The sequence below is a fragment of the Pseudoalteromonas sp. APC 3250 genome, assembly GCF_030407915.1.
In the GTDB taxonomy this organism is placed as follows: Bacteria; Pseudomonadota; Gammaproteobacteria; order Enterobacterales; family Alteromonadaceae; genus Pseudoalteromonas; species Pseudoalteromonas tetraodonis.
This window is the reverse complement of sequence record NZ_JASDCM010000004.1, coordinates 188,292-211,748: the sequence shown is the minus strand read 5'-3', so window position 1 is coordinate 211,748 and position 23,457 is coordinate 188,292. Positions and strand designations below refer to the sequence as shown.

At 38.9% G+C, this 23,457-nt stretch carries 23 protein-coding genes and 1 pseudogene; 14 read left to right on the top strand and 10 right to left on the bottom strand.

Translation table 11 applies throughout. The features are described 5' to 3' along the window. Positions 1-18 precede the first annotated feature (18 nt). A complete protein-coding gene (locus tag QL986_RS06450) occupies positions 19-1,797 on the top strand; it encodes a sugar phosphorylase (protein WP_128583288.1) in 1,779 nt (592 codons plus the stop codon). A gap of 52 nt (positions 1,798-1,849) precedes the next feature. Here QL986_RS06450 and QL986_RS06445 read toward each other — a convergent pair whose 3' ends face one another. Beyond that, positions 1,850-2,929, bottom strand: a complete 1,080-nt coding sequence (locus QL986_RS06445) for an ABC transporter substrate-binding protein (RefSeq protein WP_058155971.1) — start codon at positions 2,927-2,929, stop codon at positions 1,850-1,852. Between the two features lie 136 nt (positions 2,930-3,065). Here QL986_RS06445 and QL986_RS06440 point away from each other — a divergent pair, with 136 nt between their 5' ends. Together QL986_RS06440 and QL986_RS06435 are read left to right on the top strand one after the other, a co-directional pair. Then, positions 3,066-3,455 carry a cytochrome b562 gene (locus QL986_RS06440; RefSeq protein ID WP_128583287.1) on the top strand — a complete coding sequence of 130 codons (390 nt, stop codon included), beginning with the start codon at positions 3,066-3,068 and terminating at the stop codon, positions 3,453-3,455. Positions 3,456-3,464: 9 nt separating this feature from the next. After that, on the top strand, positions 3,465-3,851 hold the full coding sequence (locus QL986_RS06435) for an OsmC family protein (protein ID WP_016899710.1): 387 nt from the start codon (positions 3,465-3,467) through the stop codon (positions 3,849-3,851). A gap of 54 nt (positions 3,852-3,905) precedes the next feature. Here the strand turns inward: QL986_RS06435 and ykgO are convergent, their stop codons facing one another. Both ykgO and QL986_RS06425 read right to left on the bottom strand, forming a co-directional pair. Further along, positions 3,906-4,040 carry a type B 50S ribosomal protein L36 gene (gene ykgO / locus QL986_RS06430; RefSeq protein WP_004586489.1) on the bottom strand — a complete coding sequence of 45 codons (135 nt, stop codon included), beginning with the start codon at positions 4,038-4,040 and terminating at the stop codon, positions 3,906-3,908. Continuing rightward, positions 4,037-4,303, bottom strand: a complete 267-nt coding sequence (locus QL986_RS06425) for a type B 50S ribosomal protein L31 (protein ID WP_058155974.1) — start codon at positions 4,301-4,303, stop codon at positions 4,037-4,039. The genes ykgO and QL986_RS06425 overlap by 4 nt, the downstream gene beginning before the upstream one ends. A 252-nt stretch (positions 4,304-4,555) precedes the next feature. Between QL986_RS06425 and QL986_RS06420 the strand changes: the two genes are divergently transcribed. The 3 genes and pseudogenes from QL986_RS06420 to QL986_RS06410 all read left to right on the top strand — a co-directional run bounded on the left by QL986_RS06420 (position 4,556) and on the right by QL986_RS06410 (position 6,824). Continuing rightward, the gene (locus QL986_RS06420) at positions 4,556-4,825 is read left to right on the top strand and encodes a hypothetical protein (RefSeq protein WP_013463206.1); all 270 of its coding nucleotides are present in this window, start codon (positions 4,556-4,558) and stop codon (positions 4,823-4,825) included. A gap of 277 nt (positions 4,826-5,102) precedes the next feature. Next, on the top strand, positions 5,103-5,909 hold the full coding sequence (locus QL986_RS06415; protein WP_013463207.1) for an alpha/beta hydrolase: 807 nt from the start codon (positions 5,103-5,105) through the stop codon (positions 5,907-5,909). A gap of 4 nt (positions 5,910-5,913) precedes the next feature. Continuing rightward, positions 5,914-6,824: pseudogene (locus QL986_RS06410) on the top strand (diguanylate cyclase). Between the two features lie 68 nt (positions 6,825-6,892). Here the strand turns inward: QL986_RS06410 and QL986_RS06405 are convergent. Both QL986_RS06405 and QL986_RS06400 read right to left on the bottom strand, forming a co-directional pair. After that, positions 6,893-7,933, bottom strand: a complete 1,041-nt coding sequence (locus QL986_RS06405) for a metal-dependent hydrolase (protein ID WP_008115296.1) — start codon at positions 7,931-7,933, stop codon at positions 6,893-6,895. 113 nt (positions 7,934-8,046) lie between these two features. Continuing rightward, the gene (locus QL986_RS06400; RefSeq protein ID WP_171046524.1) at positions 8,047-8,934 is read right to left on the bottom strand and encodes a LysR family transcriptional regulator; all 888 of its coding nucleotides are present in this window, start codon (positions 8,932-8,934) and stop codon (positions 8,047-8,049) included. 115 nt (positions 8,935-9,049) lie between these two features. Here QL986_RS06400 and QL986_RS06395 point away from each other — a divergent pair, with 115 nt between their 5' ends. The 5 genes from QL986_RS06395 (at position 9,050) to QL986_RS06375 (ending at position 13,692) form a co-directional block, all read left to right on the top strand. Beyond that, entirely contained in the window at positions 9,050-10,222 is a 1,173-nt protein-coding gene (locus QL986_RS06395) for an MFS transporter (protein WP_029609950.1), read from the top strand. A gap of 147 nt (positions 10,223-10,369) precedes the next feature. Further along, the gene (gene dkgB / locus QL986_RS06390) at positions 10,370-11,185 is read left to right on the top strand and encodes a 2,5-didehydrogluconate reductase DkgB (protein ID WP_013463211.1); all 816 of its coding nucleotides are present in this window, start codon (positions 10,370-10,372) and stop codon (positions 11,183-11,185) included. Positions 11,186-11,251: 66 nt separating this feature from the next. Then, complete coding sequence (locus QL986_RS06385; RefSeq protein ID WP_016899714.1) at positions 11,252-11,539, top strand: putative quinol monooxygenase; 288 nt, start codon at positions 11,252-11,254, stop codon at positions 11,537-11,539. Positions 11,540-12,033: 494 nt separating this feature from the next. After that, on the top strand, positions 12,034-12,618 hold the full coding sequence (locus QL986_RS06380) for a LemA family protein (protein WP_016899715.1): 585 nt from the start codon (positions 12,034-12,036) through the stop codon (positions 12,616-12,618). 12 nt (positions 12,619-12,630) lie between these two features. Further along, a complete protein-coding gene (locus tag QL986_RS06375; RefSeq protein WP_016899716.1) occupies positions 12,631-13,692 on the top strand; it encodes a DUF3137 domain-containing protein in 1,062 nt (353 codons plus the stop codon). A gap of 241 nt (positions 13,693-13,933) precedes the next feature. Here the strand turns inward: QL986_RS06375 and QL986_RS06370 are convergent, their stop codons facing one another. Then, the gene (locus tag QL986_RS06370; protein ID WP_016899717.1) at positions 13,934-14,587 is read right to left on the bottom strand and encodes a DUF6058 family natural product biosynthesis protein; all 654 of its coding nucleotides are present in this window, start codon (positions 14,585-14,587) and stop codon (positions 13,934-13,936) included. A 172-nt stretch (positions 14,588-14,759) separates the two neighbouring features. Between QL986_RS06370 and dapA the strand changes: the two genes are divergently transcribed. Beyond that, positions 14,760-15,677, top strand: coding sequence for a 4-hydroxy-tetrahydrodipicolinate synthase (dapA, locus tag QL986_RS06365; RefSeq protein ID WP_016899718.1), 918 nt, complete (start codon positions 14,760-14,762; stop codon positions 15,675-15,677). A gap of 72 nt (positions 15,678-15,749) precedes the next feature. Here dapA and QL986_RS06360 read toward each other — a convergent pair whose 3' ends face one another. Both QL986_RS06360 and QL986_RS06355 read right to left on the bottom strand, forming a co-directional pair. Beyond that, positions 15,750-17,567 carry a DUF4105 domain-containing protein gene (locus QL986_RS06360; protein WP_016899719.1) on the bottom strand — a complete coding sequence of 606 codons (1,818 nt, stop codon included), beginning with the start codon at positions 17,565-17,567 and terminating at the stop codon, positions 15,750-15,752. Between the two features lie 39 nt (positions 17,568-17,606). After that, the gene (locus QL986_RS06355; RefSeq protein ID WP_008115277.1) at positions 17,607-18,074 is read right to left on the bottom strand and encodes a DUF3015 family protein; all 468 of its coding nucleotides are present in this window, start codon (positions 18,072-18,074) and stop codon (positions 17,607-17,609) included. A 317-nt stretch (positions 18,075-18,391) separates the two neighbouring features. Here QL986_RS06355 and QL986_RS06350 point away from each other — a divergent pair, with 317 nt between their 5' ends. Continuing rightward, positions 18,392-19,693 carry a DEAD/DEAH box helicase gene (locus tag QL986_RS06350; protein WP_016899720.1) on the top strand — a complete coding sequence of 434 codons (1,302 nt, stop codon included), beginning with the start codon at positions 18,392-18,394 and terminating at the stop codon, positions 19,691-19,693. 29 nt (positions 19,694-19,722) lie between these two features. On the opposite strand, the gene QL986_RS06345 is transcribed toward QL986_RS06350, so the two are convergent. Then, the gene (locus QL986_RS06345) at positions 19,723-21,228 is read right to left on the bottom strand and encodes an amidase family protein (protein WP_016899721.1); all 1,506 of its coding nucleotides are present in this window, start codon (positions 21,226-21,228) and stop codon (positions 19,723-19,725) included. Between the two features lie 92 nt (positions 21,229-21,320). Further along, positions 21,321-22,928, bottom strand: a complete 1,608-nt coding sequence (locus QL986_RS06340) for an NAD(P)/FAD-dependent oxidoreductase (RefSeq protein WP_013463219.1) — start codon at positions 22,926-22,928, stop codon at positions 21,321-21,323. Between the two features lie 188 nt (positions 22,929-23,116). Here QL986_RS06340 and fdxA point away from each other — a divergent pair, with 188 nt between their 5' ends. Then, positions 23,117-23,440, top strand: a complete 324-nt coding sequence (gene fdxA / locus QL986_RS06335) for a ferredoxin FdxA (protein ID WP_008114035.1) — start codon at positions 23,117-23,119, stop codon at positions 23,438-23,440. Positions 23,441-23,457 lie beyond the last annotated feature (17 nt).

Genomic DNA, 23,457 nt, shown 5'->3' with positions numbered 1-23,457 from the left:
TCATTAAACGAGGCGCCTGTGAGTATAGTTAAAGAACAGTTTTTTCAACGAGTTGAACAACATTTACATGCTATTTATCAAGATGTTGAATTACCGATAGCAATAAGCGAATTGACTGAAGAATTGATCACCTTAATTCTAGGTGATAACCCACTTCGCGATCCCACGCCACACACTAACCGCTGGGATGAACAAGATGTTGTGCTAATAGCCTATGGCGATTCGATAATAAACCATGAAGACAGTGATTTAGCCGTAGGCACCCCTTTAGAGGCGCCTTTAAAAACCTTGCATCGCTTTATAAAAGAGCAGTGCGATCATCAGCTTAATGCACTGCATATTTTACCCTTTTATCCGTATAGCTCAGATGAAGGATTTGCGGTAATGAACTATGCACACGTTAATGAAGCGCTGGGTGACTGGCAAGACATTAACGCGATTGCAAATGATGTAAAACTGATGGCGGATTTAGTCATTAATCATTGCTCTAGTCGAAGTATTTGGTTTGAAAACTTTTTAACTGATACACACCCCGGAAAAGATTACTTTAAAACAGCCAGTTTAACTGACGATTTAAGCCAAGTAGTTCGTCCTCGTACATCGCCACTATTAAATACGGTAACAACAACCAGTGGTGAAAAACATGTATGGTGCACATTTAGTCATGATCAAGTGGATTTTGATTTTGAAAATCCCGAGGTGTTAAAAGAGTTTGTCGGCATTATTCGTCATTATTTAGACAACGGTATTCGCTTATTTCGCCTTGATGCTGTGGCCTTTTTATGGAAACAACTTAATACCAGTTGTATAAATTTACCGCAAACCCACGAAGTAGTACGTTTATTACGAACGCTGATTGAGCATGCCGAGCCAAGTGTGGTGATCATCACCGAGACTAATATTCCCAATCAGGAGAACTTGTCTTACTTTGGTAATGCCAACGAAGCCCATGCAATTTACAACTTTGCCTTGCCGCCGTTGTTGTTGCATACCTTACTTAGTGGCGATAGTACGGCGCTTAAGCATTGGATGATGAGTATGCCGCCTGCACAAAACGGCACTGCGTATTTTAATTTTATTGCTTCTCACGATGGCATTGGTTTAAGGCCAATTGAAGGCTTGCTGCAACCCAGTGAGGTTGCTTCATTAGTCAGTACCACCATGCAGTTTGGTGGGCGCGTTTCAATGCGTACTAGTCACGATGGCACACATACCCCGTATGAGCTAAATATTGCCTTGTTTGATGCCTTACAAGGGACGCATAATGGCGCGGATAAATTTGGCCTTGAGCGCTTTTTATGTGCTCACGCCATTATGTTTGCAATGGAGGGGATCCCAGGGCTGTATATACATAGTTTACTTGGCACCACTAATGACTATGATCGCTTTGATAATTCGCAGCACAATCGCGCCATTAACCGTCATCGCTGGCAAGAGTCAAAATTATTAGCGGCAATTGCAGAAAAATATAGTCATCATCATCAAGTATTCAACGGAGTAAAACAGTTATTAGCAGTGCGTAAAAGGCAAGCGGCATTTCATCCTAATGCAACACAGTTCACTTTGCATTTAGGAGAGGGGTTATTTGGTTTTTGGCGACAAAGCATTGACCGCCAGCAAAGTATTTTTTGTATTTATAATATCAGCAGTCAGCCACAAAGCTTAACCTTGGCCGATTTGAACTTAATAAATACACAGCAATGGCATGAGCTGCTCTCTAAAACAGTGCTGGATGAAGAGCTTAAAACTATGCAATTAGCACCGTATCAAACACTCTGGTTATCTAATAGGGCATAATTAACGACGTTTAAAGTAATCAATGTAACTGTAAAGGGGCTTTACAGTTACATTACTCAAGCGCGAGTAGTAAGTTTTCTATAGTAAATTCAACTTTGTCTGGGCGGGTTTTACTAAACTGCGAAAAGTCTATTTCGGCTAGGTTATTCGCATTAATTGCATTATATAAAGGCTTATTTGTATCGTTGAGTGGCTGAAAAATATCATTAGTGCTGTGAAAAAGTGGCCAATGCTTTAAATCAGTATGGTTATCAAATAAGTTTATAATTGCATGAGCCCCTAATAAAACATGACCCCCTATCGATATATCAAGCGTGTATGCGTTATTAGGCGCAGAATCCCAGTTAATCCCACCCACAATAACCTGCGATTGTTTGTTTAGTTGCGTTAATGCTCTTTTAGCACCAAACGCAATGGCATCATTAGCGCACCAAATAATGTTAATTTCAGGCGCAAGTTGCATATAGGCCATGGTTTTTATATAGCCTTCTTGCTCAGACCAATTTGCAACCTCTTTAGCGGTTAAGGTTACTTTGGATGTTTGCACTAAAAAATCCATTAACCCTTGGGTACGTAAAGTGGAAGCAGGGGTTGTGTAGTCTCCTAGTAAAGCTAATGTATGAGCTGGCGTTTTTGTTTTATTGGTAAACTTTTTATAAAGCTGCTGCATCAATGATTTACCTGCAACACGATTATTTGGGGTAATACTGCCGACCACATTGACGCCATTTTTTTGCAATTGCTCGAGAGACGCAGGGGAAGGACGATTTAATAAAAAATAAATGGGAACCTTGTTACTGTCTATTTTAGATAGGTATTGGCTGGTGACATTTTTTTCGTTTACCAATAACAGGTAATCAGGCTTATCGTTAATGGCCTGCTGGATCAGCTCTTTCATTAAAATATGATTTCGATTGGCGTATTTTATAGTTAATGTCACATCTAAATCTGTGGCAGCATTTTGCATAATTTTAGAAACATGAAACCAAAAATCACCGGTTTTATTGCTATTAGCTTCAGTTGAATTTGAAAAGCCAGGATTGATGAATATGATCTCTAAGGCATTAATACTGTAACTACTGAATAGCAGGCAGGTATAAGTTATCAGGCGGTATAATTTAAACAAAGGCATATGTTTCTCTATAGATTTTATAAAGCTCGATTTTTACCTTGCTAACTAGCTCCGTGGTGACATCTAAGCGTTATGCTATATAATACCCCAGTAAGTTTAGCATGTATGCAGCAATTAATTTTTTTAGGATTTATGAATGAAAGCAGTTTTATTGTTAATAGTATTACTCTTTAGTCAAACAGTTGCCGCTAATGACGTAAGTGATTTAGAAAAGACCATGAAAAATATTGGGCTGGCTTATAAACAAAGTGTTGAAGCAACCCAACTTGAAGAATTTAATGGTGCTATCGATCAATTTATTGGATTGATAGAGCAAGGTAAGCAAGCCAAATTTTATAAAGAAGCTGAGAAGTCGGTGCAAGGGCTCGATAAAGTACTGGTTCAAGCCCAGTTGGCAAAAAAAGTAGCGAATGAGCAGGGACTCGAAGCTGCAAAAAAACCACTTAAAGCCATCGATAATTTACGCAAAAAATATCATAAATTACATGAGCCTCCAGGCTTTTTTGAATTACTGTTTGGAAAATAAGGATTAGCAATGGAAATTTCAGTTTCAATGTTAGATGGTCAAAAGTTGAGTGCTAAGTTTGGTGAGCATGAAGTGATAAGCGATCAAAGCATCAATGCCGGTGGTGGGGCAGAGCACCCAGAACCATTTGACTATTTTTTGGTTAGCATGGTTTTGTGCGCTGGTTTTTATGCGCGTAAATTTTGTCAGCAAAGAGAGATCTCAACCGACGGCATGACGCTGACACAAAATAACGAGAATGTGGATGAAAACGGTAAAAAACGTTTTTCTATTGAAATTGGGTTGCCTGAAGGTTTCCCCGATAAATATAAAAAAGCACTTATTGCTGCTGTAAATACATGCACCGTGAAAAAGGTTATTCAGGCAGTGCCTGAGTTTTCTGTTGAAGTAAAGTAAATGCCCTTTAATAATAATGCCGAGTAATAAACTCGGCATTATTATTTTATCCCACTATTTTTTCTTCATACCCTGTACGGCCTTAAATCTTGGGTTATCTTTACATATCACGAACACGCGCCCTTTACGTTTTACAATTTGACAACCAGGTCGTTGCTTTGCGCTTTTTAATGAACTTAATACTTTCATTTGCTTTCCTTTTTAGCCGAAGATAAGTTTTTAAAACGACGATTAAATTGCGCAACGCGGCCATCAGTAGCGAGCGTTTTTTGTTTGCCTGTATAAAATGGGTGTGAGTCAGATGAAACATCAATAGGCACATAGGGATATGTATTACCGTCTATTTCGATAGTGCGGTCGGTTTTGATGGTTGAACCTATAATGAAATATGAATCGGCTGCAGTATCATGAAAAGCAACCACATGGTAATCAGGGTGAATATTTGGTTTCATTAAACGCCTTTAATGTTATGTGATAGTATATCATTTAATTTAGCGCATTTAATTTCCCTTTGCAAATCATTTTAAATAGCTTGAACTTTGGTTAAATAGTCTTTAATGCACCGTAATTGCTGCGTATTTGCACAATCTAGTCAAAAAATAAGCACTTAGATCAAAAGTACTGGCTATTAGTATTTAGGCTGCTATAACTAGTTTCAGCAAAAAAAATAATAAAAATTTAAACACGTAGAATAGAGGTAGTTTATGAGTGACGCTCAAACAAAACAGGACCAAATCGACCAAGGAGTTATGGACACTCTAAGGGAGCGCGATCATAGTGTATTGGCAAAACAAGTTGACTCACTCGCATGTTCTCATAACGATATCATTGAATTGCTTGCTCATTATTTAGCATTAAGCGAACAAGAAGATGATGAGTTATTTGATGACTGGTTTGACTCTCTTTCAAAAGAACAACACACCGTGCTAAAAGTATTTGAAGTATATCGCGGACAGTATGAGCACCAAAACTAACTGTTTGTATTAGGCATATTAATTAGTCATTATGCTAACACTGGCTATACGATTGTAATTTAATGTTAAAAAGGCATTGTTTTTATAGATAAGCGAAATAATTAATTACACTTATTCAATAAAATAGTATGTACTTTGCCCCTTGATTATTTTTCAACTAACTAATTGATGTTTAAAGCTTTATAATAAGTTAAACTACATTTAGTGTTAAAATAGTAGTTTCGGCTCGTAGTTGAACTACCATTAATAAGTTGAAATAAGAAAGGGATAATTCAGCATGCAACATTTAAATGAAATACTCAGCAGAAACAACGTCAAAATAATTGGCAAGGGTGATAAAACCTTGGTGTTGGCTCACGGATTTGGTTGCGACCAAAACATGTGGCGATTTATTATTCCTGCCCTTGAACAACATTTTACTTTAGTGCTGTTTGATTATGTAGGCTCAGGTAACTCTGATGTGTCTAAATATAATAAACAGCGCTACTCAACCCTTGATGGGTATGCCAAAGACGTACTAGAAATATGTGCCGCACTTGAACTTACCGATATTACATTTATAGGCCACTCGGTTAGTGGCACCATTGGCGCACTTGCTGCCATTGAGCAACCAGAGCTATTTTCTAAGCTGGTTATGGTGTGCCCCTCACCGTGCTTTTTAAATTTACCCCCTGATTATTTTGGTGGATTTGAAAAACAAGACCTTCACGAATTACTAAACCTAATGGATAAAAATTACATTGGTTGGGCTAATTATTTAGCGCCTCTAGTAATGGGCAACTCTCATCCAGATGAATTTATAGCGGAACTATCGGGAAGTTTTTGCTCAACCGATCCCCTTATTGCAAAAACCTTTGCAGAAGCCACGTTTTTATCCGACTACCGTTTTATACTTGAACATATAAAACAGCCTACTTTAATTTTACAAAGTGAAAATGATGCTTTAGCCGCGCCTTCTGTTGGGGAGTTTGTAGCGAATGAAATTTCAAATGCAACACTTAAGGTTATTAGTGCGCATGGCCACTGTATTCATATGACGCACCCAGAAACAGTCAGCCGTTTAATTTTTGATTTTGTGAGTTAGCCACATGTCACTTGATAAAGTAGATGAAAAGCTTGCTGATTATTCCGCAGATCACTTTTTAAATGGTGCATTAGTGACAAATGCAGATAACATTATTGTTTATGCAAATACTTATTTTCAAAAGGAATTACAGTGGAATTGTAATGAGCTTATTGGCAAGTCGGTTGATAAAATTATAACTAAATCATCAAAAATATTTTTACAAAGTTATGTGCTTCCTACCTTACTGCATGAAAAAGCGTGTCAAGAAATGCAGTTAATTATGCTCAGCGCCCAAGGCGAGCGTATGGCCGTTACCGTTAATGCTCAGCTTGATGAAAAGGGCTATATATACTGGAGCTTTTTTAACGCGACTCAGCGAGATAAGCTTTACGACGAGCTGATTAAAACACGGGAAAGTTAGAAGCGCAAACTGAACGCTTACAATCTTTAGCGTCTACCGATGAGTTAACCAATTTATTAAATAGAAGAGAGATGAATTGCCGCAGCGTGCTGTTACTCGAACAGGCTATGCGATCAAAGCAGTCGGTTGCATTGTTAATTATCGATATTGATAATTTTAAAGTCGTTAATGATACCTTTGGGCATTTAGAAGGGGATCGAGTTTTAAAAGAGTTGGGGCAACGTCTTAAACATTTTGGTCGACAAACCGACCTTATTTCTCGTTACGGCGGTGAAGAGTTTTTAATTATGGTGCCAGATACAAATAAAGCAGATACTTTGTCATTTTGCCAAAGGCTGCATTTATTAATTGCTGAAATTAAAGTAGGTAATCGCCCAGTAACCGCCAGTATTGGGGCAAGTTTGAGTACTGCGAAAACGACGTTTACTGATTTATTTGCCCAAGCCGATAATGCGGTATATGAAGCCAAAGAGCGCGGAAAAAACAGAACCCAATTATACGATAACCCCTAACTAAATAGAGGTAAACTCAACAAGGTATTGAGTTGAGTTTACTCAAAAGATGGCAGTTATAGTTGGTATTATTGCTCTACACAATTATTTTTTGCTAATGGCGATGCCAATACGGTATCGGGGTGCCAAATTCTATCCCATATTTTAGGTAGGTTGTTTAAGTTGGGTCTTTGACTTATTTTTTCAAAATTACCGACACTGATTGCTGAGCCATCTTTCTGACCGACAACAAAATTAAACACATAAGCACACTCCATGCCCATGCGTAAATCAGAGAGAATAACTTTGTCTTGCTGCTCGCGAACGGAATAAAACCCTTTTGTAAACCACTGCAAGCGTTTAACACCCCATTCATTTTTAATCTCGTTTAGTAAAGAAGGGGTTGTTTGGTATGCATTTAAGGTAACCTCGTTGGGTGTATCAAACACCGATGCATAGCCTTCATAATATTTCCCATCCGACATCACAACCACCCGCCAAAGTAAAGTAGTAAACGGTGCTGGAGTGCTAATGTATTCATTGACTGTGATGTCTCTGTTTTGTAGCGCAGTGTTGACTTTATCGTCAATAACAACTTTAAGAATAAGCGAACAACATAAATAGAGAGTACTTACTGTGAGCGTAATTGCGTTAATTTTGTAGGCGGTTGGGGCGGTTATTTTTGGTATTAAAGTGCCTATAACCCCTACTAATAGCGGTAACGTGTAGAGGGGATCAATAATAAACATATTTGAAATTGCAAACGGATGCTCTGTAAGTGGCCACATTAATTGCGTACCGTACACAGTAAGTGCATCCAATAGTGCATGGGTTGATAAACACAAAAACACTAACCAAAACCAACGTGTTTTATACGCTTGCATGCCAGTGTGTATTTTTAAAATTAGCCAAACAATCAAAGGGCTAATTAACAAGTGCACAAAAAATGAATGGCTAAAGCCACGGTGATAAGTAAATGCTTCAACACTGCCGCCATAGGGTAAAAACACATCTAAATCGGGTAAAGTGCCCAAAATAGCGCCCCATAACACCGCTTTGCGGCCCACTTTGTTACCTAATACTGCGTACCCTACGGCGCTACCTAACGCAACTTGTGTTAAAGAATCCATACTACCTCATCTAAATAATGCAACTGCAATGTTTATACTCAGCTTAATCTTAAAACCGTCAATAATGTAAATTATTTCATTAAGTTGCTCTTTAAACTCAATTTAAAAGTGATTTATAAACTTAGTCGCGGTTGTATAAAATCTAAAAATGCAACGATACGGGAAGAAACCGCCTCATTTTTGTAATAAACGCCATAAATAGATTCTCGATTATTTGGGCTACTTACGCTGTGAGGTAAAACTTCTATTAATCGTTTTTTGGCTAAATCTTCTGCAATCATAAATTGTGAGAGAAGTGCTATGCCTTGATCAGCAATACATAAATGCCTAATGGTTTCGCCGCTGCTAGCCCTTAAATCAAAGTGCAGCGATTGCTCATGCTTCAAGGGCCATTGATTAAGAGTATTGGGTTCACTGAAACCAATTAGGTTATGGTTTTTAAGATCTGAAACTTGCTGTAACGGTGGCGCATTTTTTAAATAATCAGTGCTTGCGACCAATTTTAATTTACTTTGGCCTAATTTACGCGCATGCAGGTTTGAATCTTTTAAGTCTCCAATGCGAATAGCTAAATCTGTTTTGCGCTCAAGTAAATCAATAATATTGTCGTGTGAGGTAATATCGAGCGTGATTTGCGGGTATTGCTTTTTAAACTCATTAACTAGTGGCGCTAGTTGATGCAAAACAAAAGGGCTTGCTGCATCTATACGCAAGTGCCCGCTAGGTGCTTGCTTAAGTAGGTTAATTGTTTCTTCGGCGCAAAGCAGCGTGTTTAAAGCCTTTCGCGCATATTCTATGTATATATGCCCTTCCTCGGTAAGTTCTAAGCGGCGTGTTGTTCTATTTAGTAATGTGCAGTTTAGCCTGCTTTCAAGACGAGATAGTGCTCTTGAAACTTTAGCTACATTTAAATCAAGTAAACTAGCCGCACCGGAAAAACTGCCACAATCAACAATGGTAATAAACATTTCTAGATCTTCAGTTTTAGCTTGAACAGGCATAAATTCACTCATTTATATTTGCAAAATAAACAAAAGTATTTTGCCATTTATGCCATTTATTGCAAAGGCATTTTTACTCACACTGTACATCTATTTTAAAAATGAGGATGTAACTATGCCATTGGCTTTATGGGCGCTTACCTTAAGCGCATTTGCAATTGGAACAACAGAGTTTGTTATAGTGGGTTTAGTGCCAACTATTGCAAACGATTTAGGCGTGAGCTTACCATCAGCAGGCTTACTAGTGAGCTTATATGCGGTTGGTGTAGCTATTGGCGCACCGGTTCTCACTGCATTAACGGGTCGCTGGAACCGAAAAGTGGTACTTATAAGTCTTATGGGCTTATTTGTTATGGGTAACTTATTAGCTTGGCAAGCCCCTAGCTACGAAACGTTAATAATAGCACGCATTTTAACTGGACTTGCTCACGGTGTATTTTTCTCTATTGGCTCAATGATAGCGACAAGCTTAGTAAGTAAAGATAAAGAGGCTAGCGCCATTGCAATTATGTTTACCGGCCTTACGGTAGCGCTAGTAACGGGTGTGCCATTAGGTACTTGGATAGGGCAGCACTTTGGTTGGCGCGCTACATTTTTAGTGGTGTCATCACTTGGTATTATCGCTTTAATTGGAAGTGCTGTATTAGTACCTAAAAATTTAAAGCAATCAGTACCGGCAACCTTTAAAGAGCAACTTCAAGTTGTTACTAAACCTAGATTACTGCTTGTGTATTTAATGACAATTTTAGGCTATGGCGGCACGTTTACTGCGTTTACTTACTTGGCCCCCATTTTAGAGCAGCAGACAGGATTTGCATCTTCAACAATTGGCATAATTATGCTGGTATATGGTGTCTCAGTGGCTGTTGGTAATATATGGGGTGGAAAATTAGCTGACAAGCGAGGCCCGATCAGTGCGCTGAGCATTATTTTTAGTGCACTTACTGTAATTCTACTGATATTTACTTTTACCATGGAGTCAAAGGTTGCTGCCGTATTAACCATATTAGTTTGGGGGGCATTTGCATTTGGTAATGTACCTGGTTTGCAGCTTTATGTTGTTAAGCAAGCTCAGCAACATACTCCTAACGCAGTCGATGTTGCATCTGGATTAAATATAGCAGCATTTAACATTGGCATAGCATTGGGTTCTATTACGGGGGGCCTTGTAGTAGAGCACATGGAACTAAAAGATACCGCATGGATTGGCGCCGTTGTTTCATTGCTGGCTTTAATAGTCACCCGGTACAGTGGCAGGCTAGATAAACAAAATGTTCAGGCTAAATAAAGCGAAACTTATGTAGGTTAGTCTTGAAATAAAAATGAATGACCTCAGTATTTTCATGAGGTCGAAATTTTAAATCAAAAAGTAATCGGTGTATTTAGTAAACACGACGTTTGAATTTTAAACCAATTATTTAATAAGGATAAAGCTATGACACAACGTGTAATTGAAATGCCAGACTTAGGTATGGGTACTTTTCGTTTAGAAGGTAAAACTGCTTATGAATCTGTAAAAATGGCGTTAGAAGTAGGATTTCGTCATATTGATACCGCGCAAATTTATGGCAACGAAGAGCAAGTTGGCCAAGCCATTAAAGACAGTAATATTCCCAGAGATGAGTTATTTATTACTACCAAAGTATGGAACAATAAACTCAATAAAAACGACTTTATCGCAAGTGTAGAAAAATCATTAGAAAAGTTACAAGTTGACTCGGTTGATTTATTGCTAGTTCACTGGCCTGCACCATCAAACAATGAGCCTATGAGCGAATACCTGACTGAGCTACTAAAAGCTAAAAAGTTAGGGTTAACCAAACATATAGGTGTATCAAACTTCACTATTGCGAACTTAAAAGAAGCGATGCAAACGTTAGACTCGCGTGAAATATTTACTAACCAAGTAGAAGTGCATCCCTATTTAACCAATACCAAACTGCGCGCCTTTTGTGCTCAACATGACATACATGTAACAGCCTATATGCCGTTTGTGGTTGGTAAAGTGTTAAACGATCAAACCATTATAGATATTGCTAATAAACACGATGCAACGCCAGCGCAAGTGGTTATTGCATGGGAAAATGCCAACGGCATGACCACAATTCCATCATCGACCAAGCGTAAAAACTTAGAAGATAACTTTAACGACAAGGTAAAACTTGATGATGAAGATATAGCGCGAATTGATGGCCTTGATTGCAACGACCGCCAAGCAACGCCTGACTTTGCACCACAGTGGGATCAATAACCAAAAAGCCAGAACCAAAACAGGTGCAGTTGAGCTGCACCTTTATTTTTGAAACAAGGAACACCCATGTTAACGGTAATTGCTACACTATCGAGTGAAAATAGCGATGCAGAGCGTCTATTAACCGAGCTCGAAAACTTACAACAGTCCTCGCGCCAAGAAGTAGGCTGCCTGCGTTACGAACTATCAGTTAAAAACGAGGCTGAGCAACCCACCTATTTAGTGAGTGAGCAATGGGCGTCTAATGAGCACTTTGAAGCCCATAAAAACGCGCCCCACTTTAAAGCGTTTGGTGATGCAGTCGGTACATTTATTACCTCTACTAATATTGATGTGTATAAAACCATTGGTTAGCAGCACAAAGCTAATGCCCAAGTAGGGGCTGTAACTTACAGCTCCCTTTTTTAATATGATTTCCAAATACTCCCTACAAATATAAGCCATTCTATAAGTATAATGGTGCAACTCACTCAAATCCTCTGCGTGAAGAACTGTCGCCGGAAGAGTCGAAAGAGCGCTTGAAGTGTTTTTTTGAAGATATTGTTTCGATTACTGGAGATACCTAACAATCTGGTACTTACTTTAACTACAAAGAGCTTGCACTTTCATGTCTGTGATTTAAGTTTTGCAACGACATTTATTTAAAATTGAAACTAACCTTCTCAAGTTGCAAGAAATTAAATGTAGAGTTTAATAATAGTAAGTTTTGTAGAACAATTTCAGGATCTTTTTTAGGTTGGGATCATTTAATAAAGTTAATTTATCTCAGGTTATTTATTTAACGTTTTTTTTTAAAATTAATTATGTTATAAAGTTTGTGATGGACTATTTTTTAACAAGGGATTGATATGTCAGAGTTTTTCAGTAATAACTGGGTTGTGATCGCAATCGTCGTTGTTTTTGTTGTTATTTTTTATGCATGGTATGTATCAATTATTACTAAACGAAATGCGATGCAAGAGGCTTTTTCTGGTATAGATGTACAATTGAAAAAGCGAACAGAATTAATTCCTAATATTTTAGCTATCGCTAAAAAGTTTATGAGTCATGAAAAAGAGCTGCTTGAAGAGATAACACGTTTACGCAGCAACATATTACAATCAAGTAGTAATAATGATACTGATGAGCGTTTTAAATTAGAGGGACAGTTGCAAAACTCACTATCGGGTTTAATGGTTGCTGTGGAAAACTATCCAGAACTTAAGTCAGATAAAACTATGCTTGATGCACAACGTACCTATGCTGACATCGAAGAACATATTTCAGCGGCAAGACGCAACTTTAATAGTGCAAATCGAGTACTTAGAAATAGTATTCAGGTGTTTCCTGGGAATATTATTGCAAGCATAATAGGTGTTCGAACTGTTGCTTTCTTTGAGGTCTCAGAGTCTGAACGTCAACCAGTCATTGCCACAGACATATTAGATTCTTAATAAGGATTTGATATGTTGAATAAAATATCAGAATTCACTGATTATTTTGATGCTTTTAAACTACGCTTTGGGCGAAAAAATAAAGAGCTTAATAACGCTTATGCATCAGATGAGTTAAAAAATACATTTGAAAATGACATTAAGCCTCAATTAAAGTCAATTGAGCTAAATCGTGAGTCATTGCATGCAAAATTTATTAAACGTAAGCGTCAGCTAAACTTTGTAATTTTGCCTATCGCGGCTTTGATTACTATTTTTGCTTTATTTGCAGGTGAAGACGGTAGTTTCTTGTATATAATTCCAGTATCTTTTTGTATCGGAACCGGATGGGCATACAAGCCAGCGCTTGATTATGTTCGTCATTATAAACTTAAAGTAATGCCAATCCTTGTGAAAATGTATGGCGACTTTACTTATTCACTTAAATCGAATTTACAAGCAAACGACATCAAAAATTTAGCTATTGCTTCTAATTTTGATTATCTAAAAACTGAAGACTGCGTAACAGGAAAGATAGACGACATTGGATTTGAATTTACTGAGTTAACTCTTCATAAAAGAAGTAAAAATGGTAGTAATAGAGTATTTAAAGGGTGTTTAGTCTTACTTACAATGCCTTTTAATTTTAATTCACATACGCTTGTGAAACATGATCATGGCAAGGTATTAAACTGGCTCACTAAAGATAACAAAGCAACTGAGAAAGTCGCCCTAGAAAACGTCGACTTTGAAAATAAATTTGAAGTTTATTCAAATGATCAGGTTTTAGCGCGTTATATTCTAACACCGGTTATGATGGAACAACTGCTGTCGTTATTATACGCCTTTGTTATGAAAGTTAATGCTACTCAACTTGAATGTGAATTTGTTGGCAATAAAGCCGTATTTTTTATTCGGCATACAGAAAACCTCTTAGAGCCAACTTGGATCGACCAGTCAGCATTTGAAATTAATGCGTTACCACTTATTGAACAAGAGTTGGCCTTGCTCATATCAATAGCAAAACAATTGAATCTAGATCTAATGGCAGCTCGTAGAGTCTCAAAAGAAAATAACTTGGACAGTAAGTCTTAATATAGGTCCTAAAGCTCCACTACAGCTAAGTTCTTATCGATTTATGTCGAATAGAAGAAAGATAGCCATAACTTAGGGCTCTAAAACACGGTTAATATTCTCACATAATTCGTTACTGCTATAGGGATTAAAAACAATCAAGCTTGAGCAAACAATAAAAGCGCAAAAAATGTGTTCAGGGCTTTAGCAGCATTCAAATAACAACCTTAAATAGCTAAACTCCTCAGCCAAACACGACCCTTTACTTAATCGATAAATCGTATTTTAAAATAAGAGCATCAATATAGCGGCTACGTAATGTGAGTTGCTTTTCGTGATCGGCGCCATGGCTGAGGGCTTTATTTAAAAGCTTCATAGCAGGATGAATGCGGGTGCGCTCATCCTTATCTAAACTGGCTTTGCTGCGCAGTTCGGTTATATCGTCTACTAATAATCTGCCAATATCCACAGCCACAATTTCATCAATTAAGCCGTTTTGGGTGAGCACGCCATATTTGCTGCATAAAAATTGTTGCCATACTTGCTGTAAATGTTCTTCTATTTCACAGCCAAACAATTCTTCGTTAAATATAAAGCCTTGCTGTGCAAGCTTTGCCAAACATTGGGTATAGTGCTGGGTAAACAGATTAAAAGCTTGGTTAGATGATTCAATTTTTTGTTTAACTAATCCTTGCCCCCAATTTACACAACCTCGGGGATAATAATCGTCGTATTCTTCACATTCATATAACCCTGAATAAGAGCTGCAGCTCATTTGATTTTTAATGCAATAACTGGGTTTAGGGAAAATGCTCTGTGCTTGCCAATTTTCAAGAGTTTCAGTGTCTATGTTGAGTGCTTGGCATAACTCATCAGTGTGATAAAAGTGAGTGCTTAAATAGTCAGATAAACGCATAGTGGCTCGCTTAATAGTAAAAAACAAAATACTGTTTATTTATACAGTTGTTTATTTTGTATCATCAAACTCAATAACACAAGCCATTTTATAATTAAATACTGGCTATCACTGCAAATAGCGCGGTAAATATGGTACAAATAGGGCAAGTATTAATAACAATGATTTTTTTATGCGCACCCTAGAACAAATTAAACAAGCAAGCCTTATTACTGCAATTAAAACACCTTACTTAGCCAATGGTGAGATAGATATTGCAAAGTATGATGAACTCGTTGAAATACAAATTGCAGCGGGTGTTGACGGCATAGTTGTTGGTGGCACTACCGGTGAAGGCCAATTAATGAACTGGGAAGAGCACTTAATGCTAATTGCGCACAGTGCCAATAAATTTGGTGAGCAATTACTGATTGTAGGTAACACCGGCAGTAATAATACGCGCGAAGCAATTAAAGCAACAAAATATGGTTTTGCCAGCGGCATGCATGCCTCATTACAAATTAACCCTTACTACGGGCGCACATCAATTGCCGGTGTTAAAGAGCACTTTAAACGTGTGCTTGATATTGGTCCGGCGTTTATTTACAACGTAGCAGGGCGCACAGGTCAAGACCTCACCCCTGATATTATTGAACCACTGGCCCAGCATGAGCACTTTATTGGTGTTAAAGAATGTGGTGGCAATGAGCGTATAGCGCACTATGAACGACAGGGTATTGCGTGTTGGTCTGGTAATGATGACGAAGCACACGATGCACGCCATACTCATAAAGCACATGGCGTTATTTCAGTTACGTCTAACCTGATCCCGGGTTTGTTCCGTCAATTAATGGATAGCAAAAATGATGCGCTAAATAATTCATTACAACCATTAATGAACTGGCTGTTTTGCGAGCCAAACCCAATTGCCATTAACACCGCGATGATCATGACAGGCGCGGTTAACCCAGTGTTTAGAATGCCTTATGTGCCGCTTAGCGATGAGCAACAGCAACAAGGTGAAACCCTAATTAATCAGCTTAATGAGCAAGATTTTGTCGGTAGTCGAGCGCAGTGTGTGGATATTAGTAAGGTTTTGATTTTATCTTAAACTGTTAGACTATTTATTAAATACTAAATTTTCAAAGCAGCCTACTGTATACACAGAGGCTGCTTTTTTATATCACTGCCAATAGTAGTTGAGTTTAAGCTGCCACATAGCTGAATTAGCGTGAGTGACCGCTAATCTAATATCAATATCTTGGCTTAAAGGCACTGCCATTTCTAGTTTGGTTTGCGCAGGGTTTTTGGCATTTAAGAATGACTTTTCGTAGGATGCTTTAAGTTTAATACCTGAGTCAGTACCAGTAATAACCCCCACTTCTACCGACGAATCATAAAAGTGGCTGTTTTTAGCTAAATCACCTAAATAACCATTAATTAAGCTATAGGCTAAGGTGTTGTTGCTAAATTGCCAAGCTTGTCCGGCTCCCCCCATAACAAACCTACGTTTACAGGTTCTGCACAGTGCTGGTTGTCTGTCGAATCCAACATTAATTTTCCACGACCACTTAGATTCATTAGCCCAAGATAATTGGTTTGGATTGAATGACTCCAAATCTAATAAATGAACTTTGTTTATGTAAGTTTCGCCATCAGTAAACATCAGCTCGGTATCTAACATTTCTAAATTAGAAAATGGAATGCGGGCAATATCAGAGGCAAGGGTATCAAAATAACTCAACCTAAAACCCAAAGTGTACTGTGTTTGCTCAGCCGTGTGCACTGCAGAAACTGAGCTATTAGAGGGCTTTTGCCCTTGATGTGGTGGCTGTTGGGTAAATTGAAATTTTACTTTGTTTTCGCCCATTGGCAGCTTTAAGCGCGCTTTAATAAGTGCATTCTTTAACTCACTTATTTTTACTGGGGTTTGCTTTTGAATTTGTTTTACTTGTACGAGTTCAAATAAAGCGCCAATAATGGCTTTTTGAGAGTGTACTGGCAAAGCTAAAAACGATTCGTTTTTAAGTACAGGTGATTCGGCAAAGATTTGTTTTGCAAAGCTGAGCTCTTTTTCACTTAAAGATTGAACGTGCTTGGCAAATACAGTGTCGCGCGAGGGGGTAAATGTGATATTTTTAACCGCCGATTGGCCTTGGTAAGTGGCCGTGTTTAATCTTGAAAAAATAGTGGCTGGTATTACCCAAGGAGCGCCTTCGCTGGTTAGTTGATCGCCAATAACAAGTTCAATAATTTGCGCAAGATGAAATGCACAGTTTTCATCGGCAAAGTAATAATCAAATTCAGTGCCTAAAATTTCCCATAAGTGATTAGCAATAAAAGCCACGTCGCGCTCGTTTAGATTAAGCGTATATTCCCATAAATCTCTTAATTCTATCTCACCGTAATTATGCTGGTGGCGGTAAAATAGTTGATCTGAAAAACCGGCTTTATAACCACCAAACAAGCCCTTGAGAATATACACCAAGCCGTTTTCATTATCTGGAACGTGTGCGCCATAGTTAATACTGTAATCTAATAATTTGTTTTTTGATTCGGTCGAGCGATTAAGTTTAAGTAATAAATGACCATATAATGATGCGGGATTACTCATATAACCAGATGCAAATACTAAACTAACAGAGTGAATTGCTTGTTGCTCTCGCCATTGCTTTAATTTTGGGCACTCTGCAGCTGGCATTGAAAAGGTTAAACCTTGCTCTTTGAGCCATTGGTAACGAGCAGGGTAGCGACATGGCATTGAGGGCAGGTTATTAAAAGCATGGATTGTTGCTTTTAATTCGGCAGCCGGATCAGTACGTCCGTTATCTGCAATAAAAAATGATGCGTTAGTAATATAACTGATGGTAGCTGGTTGGTTTTTGTAATGCCCTAATTTCAACCATATTGGGTGTTTGGCTAAAACAGAGATAGATTTCGTGGCAGAGCTTGAGAAAGAGATGAATAAAAAAGCACTAATTAAATAAAATAGAGGTTTCATTGTTTAACCAAAAAAAAGGGCTGTTAAGCCCTTTAATTATTAGATTGCAGCGCATTGAGATGAAAAGTTAGTTGTAATTTTACCTTCAACTAATTCATAAAATGCTTGTGCATTGTCTATTGGCGCGTTTGCGTAATCGTTACGTACCGAAGTGATAATTTGTTGATGTGCAGTTACATCACAACCACGTACGTTAAGCATTGCAGCGATATACTCGCCTTCACCCTGTGCTATTTCTTGTTCTAATACAGGAAAAGTTTGTTGAATAAACTGCGCTGTTTTTACGTTAGCGCCTTCACAACTTTCTACTGAAGAGATGTTAGAAGACACTGCAGTTGTGCCTAAATCCCAAATAATATTAGAAATTGCTGCAGCAACGCCATTATCTGGGAAAACCATCGCGCCAATACCACATTGTTGCCATGGGTTGATGCCACTTTTTGCTTGTGACGGCATTGAAACAAACGCGCTTACTAATACCGCAGCAGTTAAACATCTTTTTATCATTATTAATTTCCTTTAATTTATATTCACCCAACAAAATGGGCGGGAAAGTGTACCTGCTTTTTTTATTTAAATGCAAATGGTTATGTAACACAATGTAAAAGAACGGTGTAAAGTTTATAAAATCGCAATAAAGAAGTGAATAAGCGAGGATTAATATTGCGAGTTAAAATCATTTAGCTAATTCAAACAGCGGCTAATAATAGCTAATTACCCTGCATTTTATAAATTAGTGGTTTCTGGTGTTTAAAACTAACTGTTTAAGCGATTTTACTGTATAATTTGCGACCCTTGATAATGTGGCCGCAGGTTATACAGCAATGAATTTTAAATCTTTTAGTTTTGCCCCTGAACTTATTCAGGCGTTAGACGAACTTAATTACCACACCCTTACGCCCATTCAGCGCGCAGCTATTCCGGCTGTTCGTAAAGGTAAAGACGTTTTAGCGAGTGCACAAACCGGCACAGGTAAAACCGCTGCCTTTGCACTCCCTATTATCCAAAAGTTATTTGAGTCAGATTGCAGTACTACGAATGCGCCAAGCGCCTTAGTCCTTGCGCCTACGCGTGAGCTTGCAGAGCAAATAGCGAATAACTTTAAAGACTTTGCTAAGTACACTTCGCTAAAAGTAGTGAGTTTATTTGGTGGTGTTAATACCGCAGGACAAGAAATTGCACTCAAAGAAGGTGTGGATATTGTAGTAGCAACACCAGGGCGTTTACTTGATCATATTCGTTTAGGTAACTTAAGCCTTGCCCAAGTAAAACACTTAGTACTTGATGAAGCTGACCGTATGCTCGATATGGGCTTTATTAATGACATGCAAAGCGTGATAAAAAGCTGTGCTGATGAGCGTCAAATCTTATTGTTTTCAGCAACTTTCCCAGCAGCAATTAAACAATTTGCCTCTAAAGTGCTAAAGCAACCTGAAATTGTGCGTGTTGATCAAACTAACAGCACCGCAAGCACAGTACAACACGTGGTTTACCCGGTAGAAGAGCGCCGTAAGCAAGAGTTACTTTCTGAGCTAATTGGTAAGAAAAACTGGCAGCAAGTGCTGGTGTTTGTAAACATGAAAGAAACCGCAGATGAGCTAGTCACTGAGCTTAACCTAGACGGTATCCCAGCGGCAGTGTGTCATGGTGATAAATCGCAGGGTAACCGTCGTCGTGCGTTACGTGAATTCAAAGAAGGCAAAGTACGCGTTCTAGTTGCAACAGAAGTTGCAGCACGTGGTATTGATATTGACGGTTTACCGCGCGTTATTAATATTGATTTACCTTGGCTTGCTGAAGATTACGTACACCGCATTGGCCGTACAGGCCGTGCTGGTAACCAAGGTCAAGCAATTTCGTTTGTTAGCCGCGAAGAAGAAAACATGTTGTTTGAAATTGAAACCTTAATTGGTCAAAAAATTAAACGTGTTTACTTAGAAGGTTACGAAGTAAGTAATCGTGAAGTACTGATTGATAAAATTGGTAAAAAGCCAGCGCATTTACGCCGCACCCGTGCTAATAAGCCATCAGGCCAAGCTACCGGTGAAGCGAGAGCGAAGAACCGTTCGCGTATTTCTAATGTACGTAAAAGCTTAAAAGGCGAAAAGCTATCACTTAAAAAGTAAGATAGCTAAGCCATTAAAAAAACCTGAGTTTACTCAGGTTTTTTTATGCCTAATACATTATCGATAATAGCAGCGTACGCATAAGCAGCCGCTTCAGCATTTTGATTAGCAATAACCGACAATCCAACCGGTAAGTGGCTTACTTTACCTACTGGCAGAGTGATATGGGTTGTTCCTGCAATAGCAGGCAATGAACTACTACTGCCTTTAAAGTTATCACCGTTAATTAAATCGGTTTTCCAGGCGGGCGAAACGGTGGGCGCAATCACAATATCGAGCTTATTATTGCGGTATAAATTGCTAATAGCGCGGTTTGCTAGTGCGCGATAACGCGCCTTGGTTTTTTGATATTGTTGTTTCTCACTCAAATCAACCGCGTTGGCTTGCTGTAAAATATCTTGCTCAAAGTAGAGCATTTCTTGCTTTTTATTTGCGGTATTGAATGCGATTAAATCGTCTAAACTTTTTACCGTTACTTGCGTTGGTGTTTGGCTTAAATAGTGATTAATTTCGGCTTTAAAGTCGTAAAGCAAGATGGCGTATTCATCAACGTAAAGTGTGCTTAAATCATCTTTTACTTCAACATTGACAACGGTATGACCTCCGTCTTTTAATGCTTGTAGCTGTTTAGCGTAAAGTTTTTGTGTTTCCACAGTAAACTTACTGGCAGGTAAAGCGCCTATTCTCAGTGACGGCTTAGGCGCTATACTATCAAGCTTTCTATTTACGTTGAGTGTTGATACATCATTAGGGTCTTCCCCTTGAATGACGGACAATACTGCGAGTGCATCTTTTAAAGAATGTGCCATTGGGCCTACCGAATCTTGGCTACTAGAAAGTGGCACCACGCCTGCGCGCGAAACTTGTCCCATACTGGGTTTTATGGCGTACACCCCATTAACAGATGCAGGGCAGGTAATTGAGCCGTCGGTTTCAGTGCCCAGCGCAATAGGTGCAAAATTTAAAGCAACCGCGACAGCAGAGCCCGAGCTTGAACCACACGGATTACGCGTTACATCATGGGCGTTATGGGTTTGCCCACCTATTGCACTCCAACCAGATGACGAATACGATGAGCGAAAATTAGCCCATTCACTTAAGTTAGCTTTGCCTAAAATAATAGCGCCTGCTTGGCGTAATTGTTTAACCACAAAGGCATCTTTATTGGTAATGTTATTTTTAAGTGCTAATGAGCCCGCTGTAGTGGGTAATGTACCTGTTGTTTCAATGTTATCTTTTAGTAATACCGCAATACCATGTAAAGGGCCTGCCCATTTTCCGGCTTTAAACAGTGCATCGAGTTGTTTGGCTTGTTCAATTGCAGTGGGCTCAATACTAATTACTGCATTATATTTAGGATTGAGCGCGTTTATTCTGTCGATATAAGTGCGGGTAAGCTGTTCAGCTGTAGTGCTATTATTTTTATAGGCGCTGTGAATGTCACTAATGGTTTTAAGCTCTGTATTGTTAGCCGCTGCGTGTAAGTTAGTTATTGTACAAACACATAAGGTTAAAAGTAGCCGTTTTATAATCATTGTTATTATCTATTTTATGGAAACACAGGTTATTTTTAGCACAAAAAAACCTCACATTGTGAGGTTTTTCGATAAAGGTCGATTAAATCGAGTTAGGCGTTTTCTAGCATCGATAACGCAACCGCCTCTGCGGCTTTAATACCATCAATACCCGCTGATAAAATACCACCCGCATAACCCGCGCCTTCACCTGCAGGGTAAAGCCCTTTAGTATTAATACTTTGGAAGGTTTTATCGCGCTTGATACTTATTGGTGATGAAGTACGCGTTTCTACCCCAGTGAGTAAGCCATCATTAGTTGAAAAACCACGAATTTGCTTGTTAAAGGCTGGAATTGCTTCACGCAAGGCTTCAATCGCAAAAGGAGGTAATACGTTGCTCAAATCAGTCAGTTTTATGCCCGGCGTATACGAAGGCTGTACATCGCCTAAATTAGCCGATGATTTACCTTTTAAAAAGTCGCCAATAAGCTGTGCAGGGGCATCGTAGTTTTTACCACCAAGTTCATAGGCTTGCTCTTCTAGTTTACGCTGTAAATCAATGCCGGCTAGGGGATGCCCAGGGAAGTCTTTTTCTGGCGAAATACCCACTACAATAGCGCTGTTAGCATTACGTTCACTACGTGAATATTGGCTCATACCGTTGGTGACGACTCGGCCTTCTTCAGAGGTTGCGGCAACTACAGTGCCGCCAGGGCACATACAAAAGCTATATACAGTACGGCCGTTATTACAATGGTGTACTAATTTGTAATCTGCAGAGCCTAAAATAGGGTTACCCGCATTATCGCCAAAGCGGCATTCATCAATCATTGATTGCTTATGTTCTATTCTAAAGCCCACTGAAAAGGGTTTAGCTTCAACATAAATGCCTTTATCGTGGATCATTTTAAACGTATCGCGGGCACTGTGGCCAACCGCTAATATCACATGGCGAGTTTCAAGCTGTTCACCATTAGAAAGCGTAAGCCCAGTCACTTGGCCGTTGTCTAAATGGATATCGTCAACGCGGGTGCTAAAACGAATTTCTCCACCAAGTTCAATAATACGTGCACGCATTTTTTCAATCATGGTTACCAGTTTAAAGGTACCAATATGCGGCTTACTCACGTATAAAATTTCTTCAGGAGCGCCGGCCTCTACGAACTCAGTAATGACTTTACGACCATAATGTTTAGGATCTTTTACTTGGCTGTAGAGCTTACCGTCTGAGAACGTGCCTGCGCCACCTTCACCAAACTGTACGTTTGATTCTGTATTAAGGGCCTTTTTACGCCAAAAGCCAAAGGTGTCTTTGGTGCGCTCACGCACTTCTTTACCGCGCTCTAAAATAATTGGGTTAAAGCCCATTTGTGCCAACACTAAACCGGCAAATAAGCCACAAGGGCCAAAGCCAATTACCACAGGGCGTTCTTTAATACTGCTATTGGCGTGCGCTACAAATTTGTAGTTGGTGTCAGGGGAGACTTTAACGTGTTGGTCTTTTTCAAACGAGGTTAACAGTTGTGCTTCGTTATCCACTTCAACATCAAGCGTGTAAATCAGTAAAATGGCGCTTTTTTTACGTGCATCGTAACCGCGTTTAAACACATTGTAGCTGTGTAGCTGCTCTGGGCTTATATTTAATTTATTGATGATGGCTTGGCCAATGGCATTTTCGTCATGGTCAAGCGGCAGCTTTATTTCGGTTAAACGTATCATTAATATCTCTTTAGGTGTCATAGCGGGGATTAAATTCCGCTCACAATAAGGGGTGTGCACAAAGCGCTGATTTATAAGCGCCATATGTTACGTTAAATTGCCCACTTTTGGCACTTATTTATTGTGTTTTGGTAAGGGTTGGGTATGATCCGCAGCTGTTATTGTGAAACATTAGGTATTAAACCATTATGGCGTTTGTAGTCACCGAAAATTGTATAAAATGTAAGTACACTGATTGCGTATCAGTATGCCCTGCAGATGCATTTTTTGAAGGTCCTAATTTTTTGGCTATTAGTCCTATTGACTGTATTGACTGTGGTTTATGCGTACCTGAGTGTGCCGCTGATGCTATTTTTCAAGAAGATGAATTACCTGAATCGCAAAAAGAGTTTACCCAATTAAATGCGGAGCTAGCAGAAATATGGCCACGCATCACCCAAGTTAAACCCGCCCCGGAAGATGCCGATAGTTGGAATGGTGTGGCTAATAAATTAAAACTTCTCGACACATAATCATTCCATTTTGTTGT

Coding starts and splice junctions, on each gene's coding strand:
- QL986_RS06445 (WP_058155971.1), bottom strand. CDS start 2,929: ATGCCTTTGTTTAAATTATACCGCCTGATAACTTATACCTGCCTGCTA.
- QL986_RS06440 (WP_128583287.1), top strand. CDS start 3,066: ATGAAAGCAGTTTTATTGTTAATAGTATTACTCTTTAGTCAAACAGTT.
- QL986_RS06435 (WP_016899710.1), top strand. CDS start 3,465: ATGGAAATTTCAGTTTCAATGTTAGATGGTCAAAAGTTGAGTGCTAAG.
- ykgO (WP_004586489.1), bottom strand. CDS start 4,040: ATGAAAGTATTAAGTTCATTAAAAAGCGCAAAGCAACGACCTGGTTGT.
- QL986_RS06425 (WP_058155974.1), bottom strand. CDS start 4,303: ATGAAACCAAATATTCACCCTGATTACCATGTGGTTGCTTTTCATGAT.
- QL986_RS06420 (WP_013463206.1), top strand. CDS start 4,556: ATGAGTGACGCTCAAACAAAACAGGACCAAATCGACCAAGGAGTTATG.
- QL986_RS06415 (WP_013463207.1), top strand. CDS start 5,103: ATGCAACATTTAAATGAAATACTCAGCAGAAACAACGTCAAAATAATT.
- QL986_RS06405 (WP_008115296.1), bottom strand. CDS start 7,933: ATGGATTCTTTAACACAAGTTGCGTTAGGTAGCGCCGTAGGGTACGCA.
- QL986_RS06400 (WP_171046524.1), bottom strand. CDS start 8,934: ATGCCTGTTCAAGCTAAAACTGAAGATCTAGAAATGTTTATTACCATT.
- QL986_RS06395 (WP_029609950.1), top strand. CDS start 9,050: ATGCCATTGGCTTTATGGGCGCTTACCTTAAGCGCATTTGCAATTGGA.
- dkgB (WP_013463211.1), top strand. CDS start 10,370: ATGACACAACGTGTAATTGAAATGCCAGACTTAGGTATGGGTACTTTT.
- QL986_RS06385 (WP_016899714.1), top strand. CDS start 11,252: ATGTTAACGGTAATTGCTACACTATCGAGTGAAAATAGCGATGCAGAG.
- QL986_RS06380 (WP_016899715.1), top strand. CDS start 12,034: ATGTCAGAGTTTTTCAGTAATAACTGGGTTGTGATCGCAATCGTCGTT.
- QL986_RS06375 (WP_016899716.1), top strand. CDS start 12,631: ATGTTGAATAAAATATCAGAATTCACTGATTATTTTGATGCTTTTAAA.
- QL986_RS06370 (WP_016899717.1), bottom strand. CDS start 14,587: ATGCGTTTATCTGACTATTTAAGCACTCACTTTTATCACACTGATGAG.
- dapA (WP_016899718.1), top strand. CDS start 14,760: ATGCGCACCCTAGAACAAATTAAACAAGCAAGCCTTATTACTGCAATT.
- QL986_RS06360 (WP_016899719.1), bottom strand. CDS start 17,567: ATGAAACCTCTATTTTATTTAATTAGTGCTTTTTTATTCATCTCTTTC.
- QL986_RS06355 (WP_008115277.1), bottom strand. CDS start 18,074: ATGATAAAAAGATGTTTAACTGCTGCGGTATTAGTAAGCGCGTTTGTT.
- QL986_RS06350 (WP_016899720.1), top strand. CDS start 18,392: ATGAATTTTAAATCTTTTAGTTTTGCCCCTGAACTTATTCAGGCGTTA.
- QL986_RS06345 (WP_016899721.1), bottom strand. CDS start 21,228: ATGATTATAAAACGGCTACTTTTAACCTTATGTGTTTGTACAATAACT.
- QL986_RS06340 (WP_013463219.1), bottom strand. CDS start 22,928: ATGATACGTTTAACCGAAATAAAGCTGCCGCTTGACCATGACGAAAAT.
- fdxA (WP_008114035.1), top strand. CDS start 23,117: ATGGCGTTTGTAGTCACCGAAAATTGTATAAAATGTAAGTACACTGAT.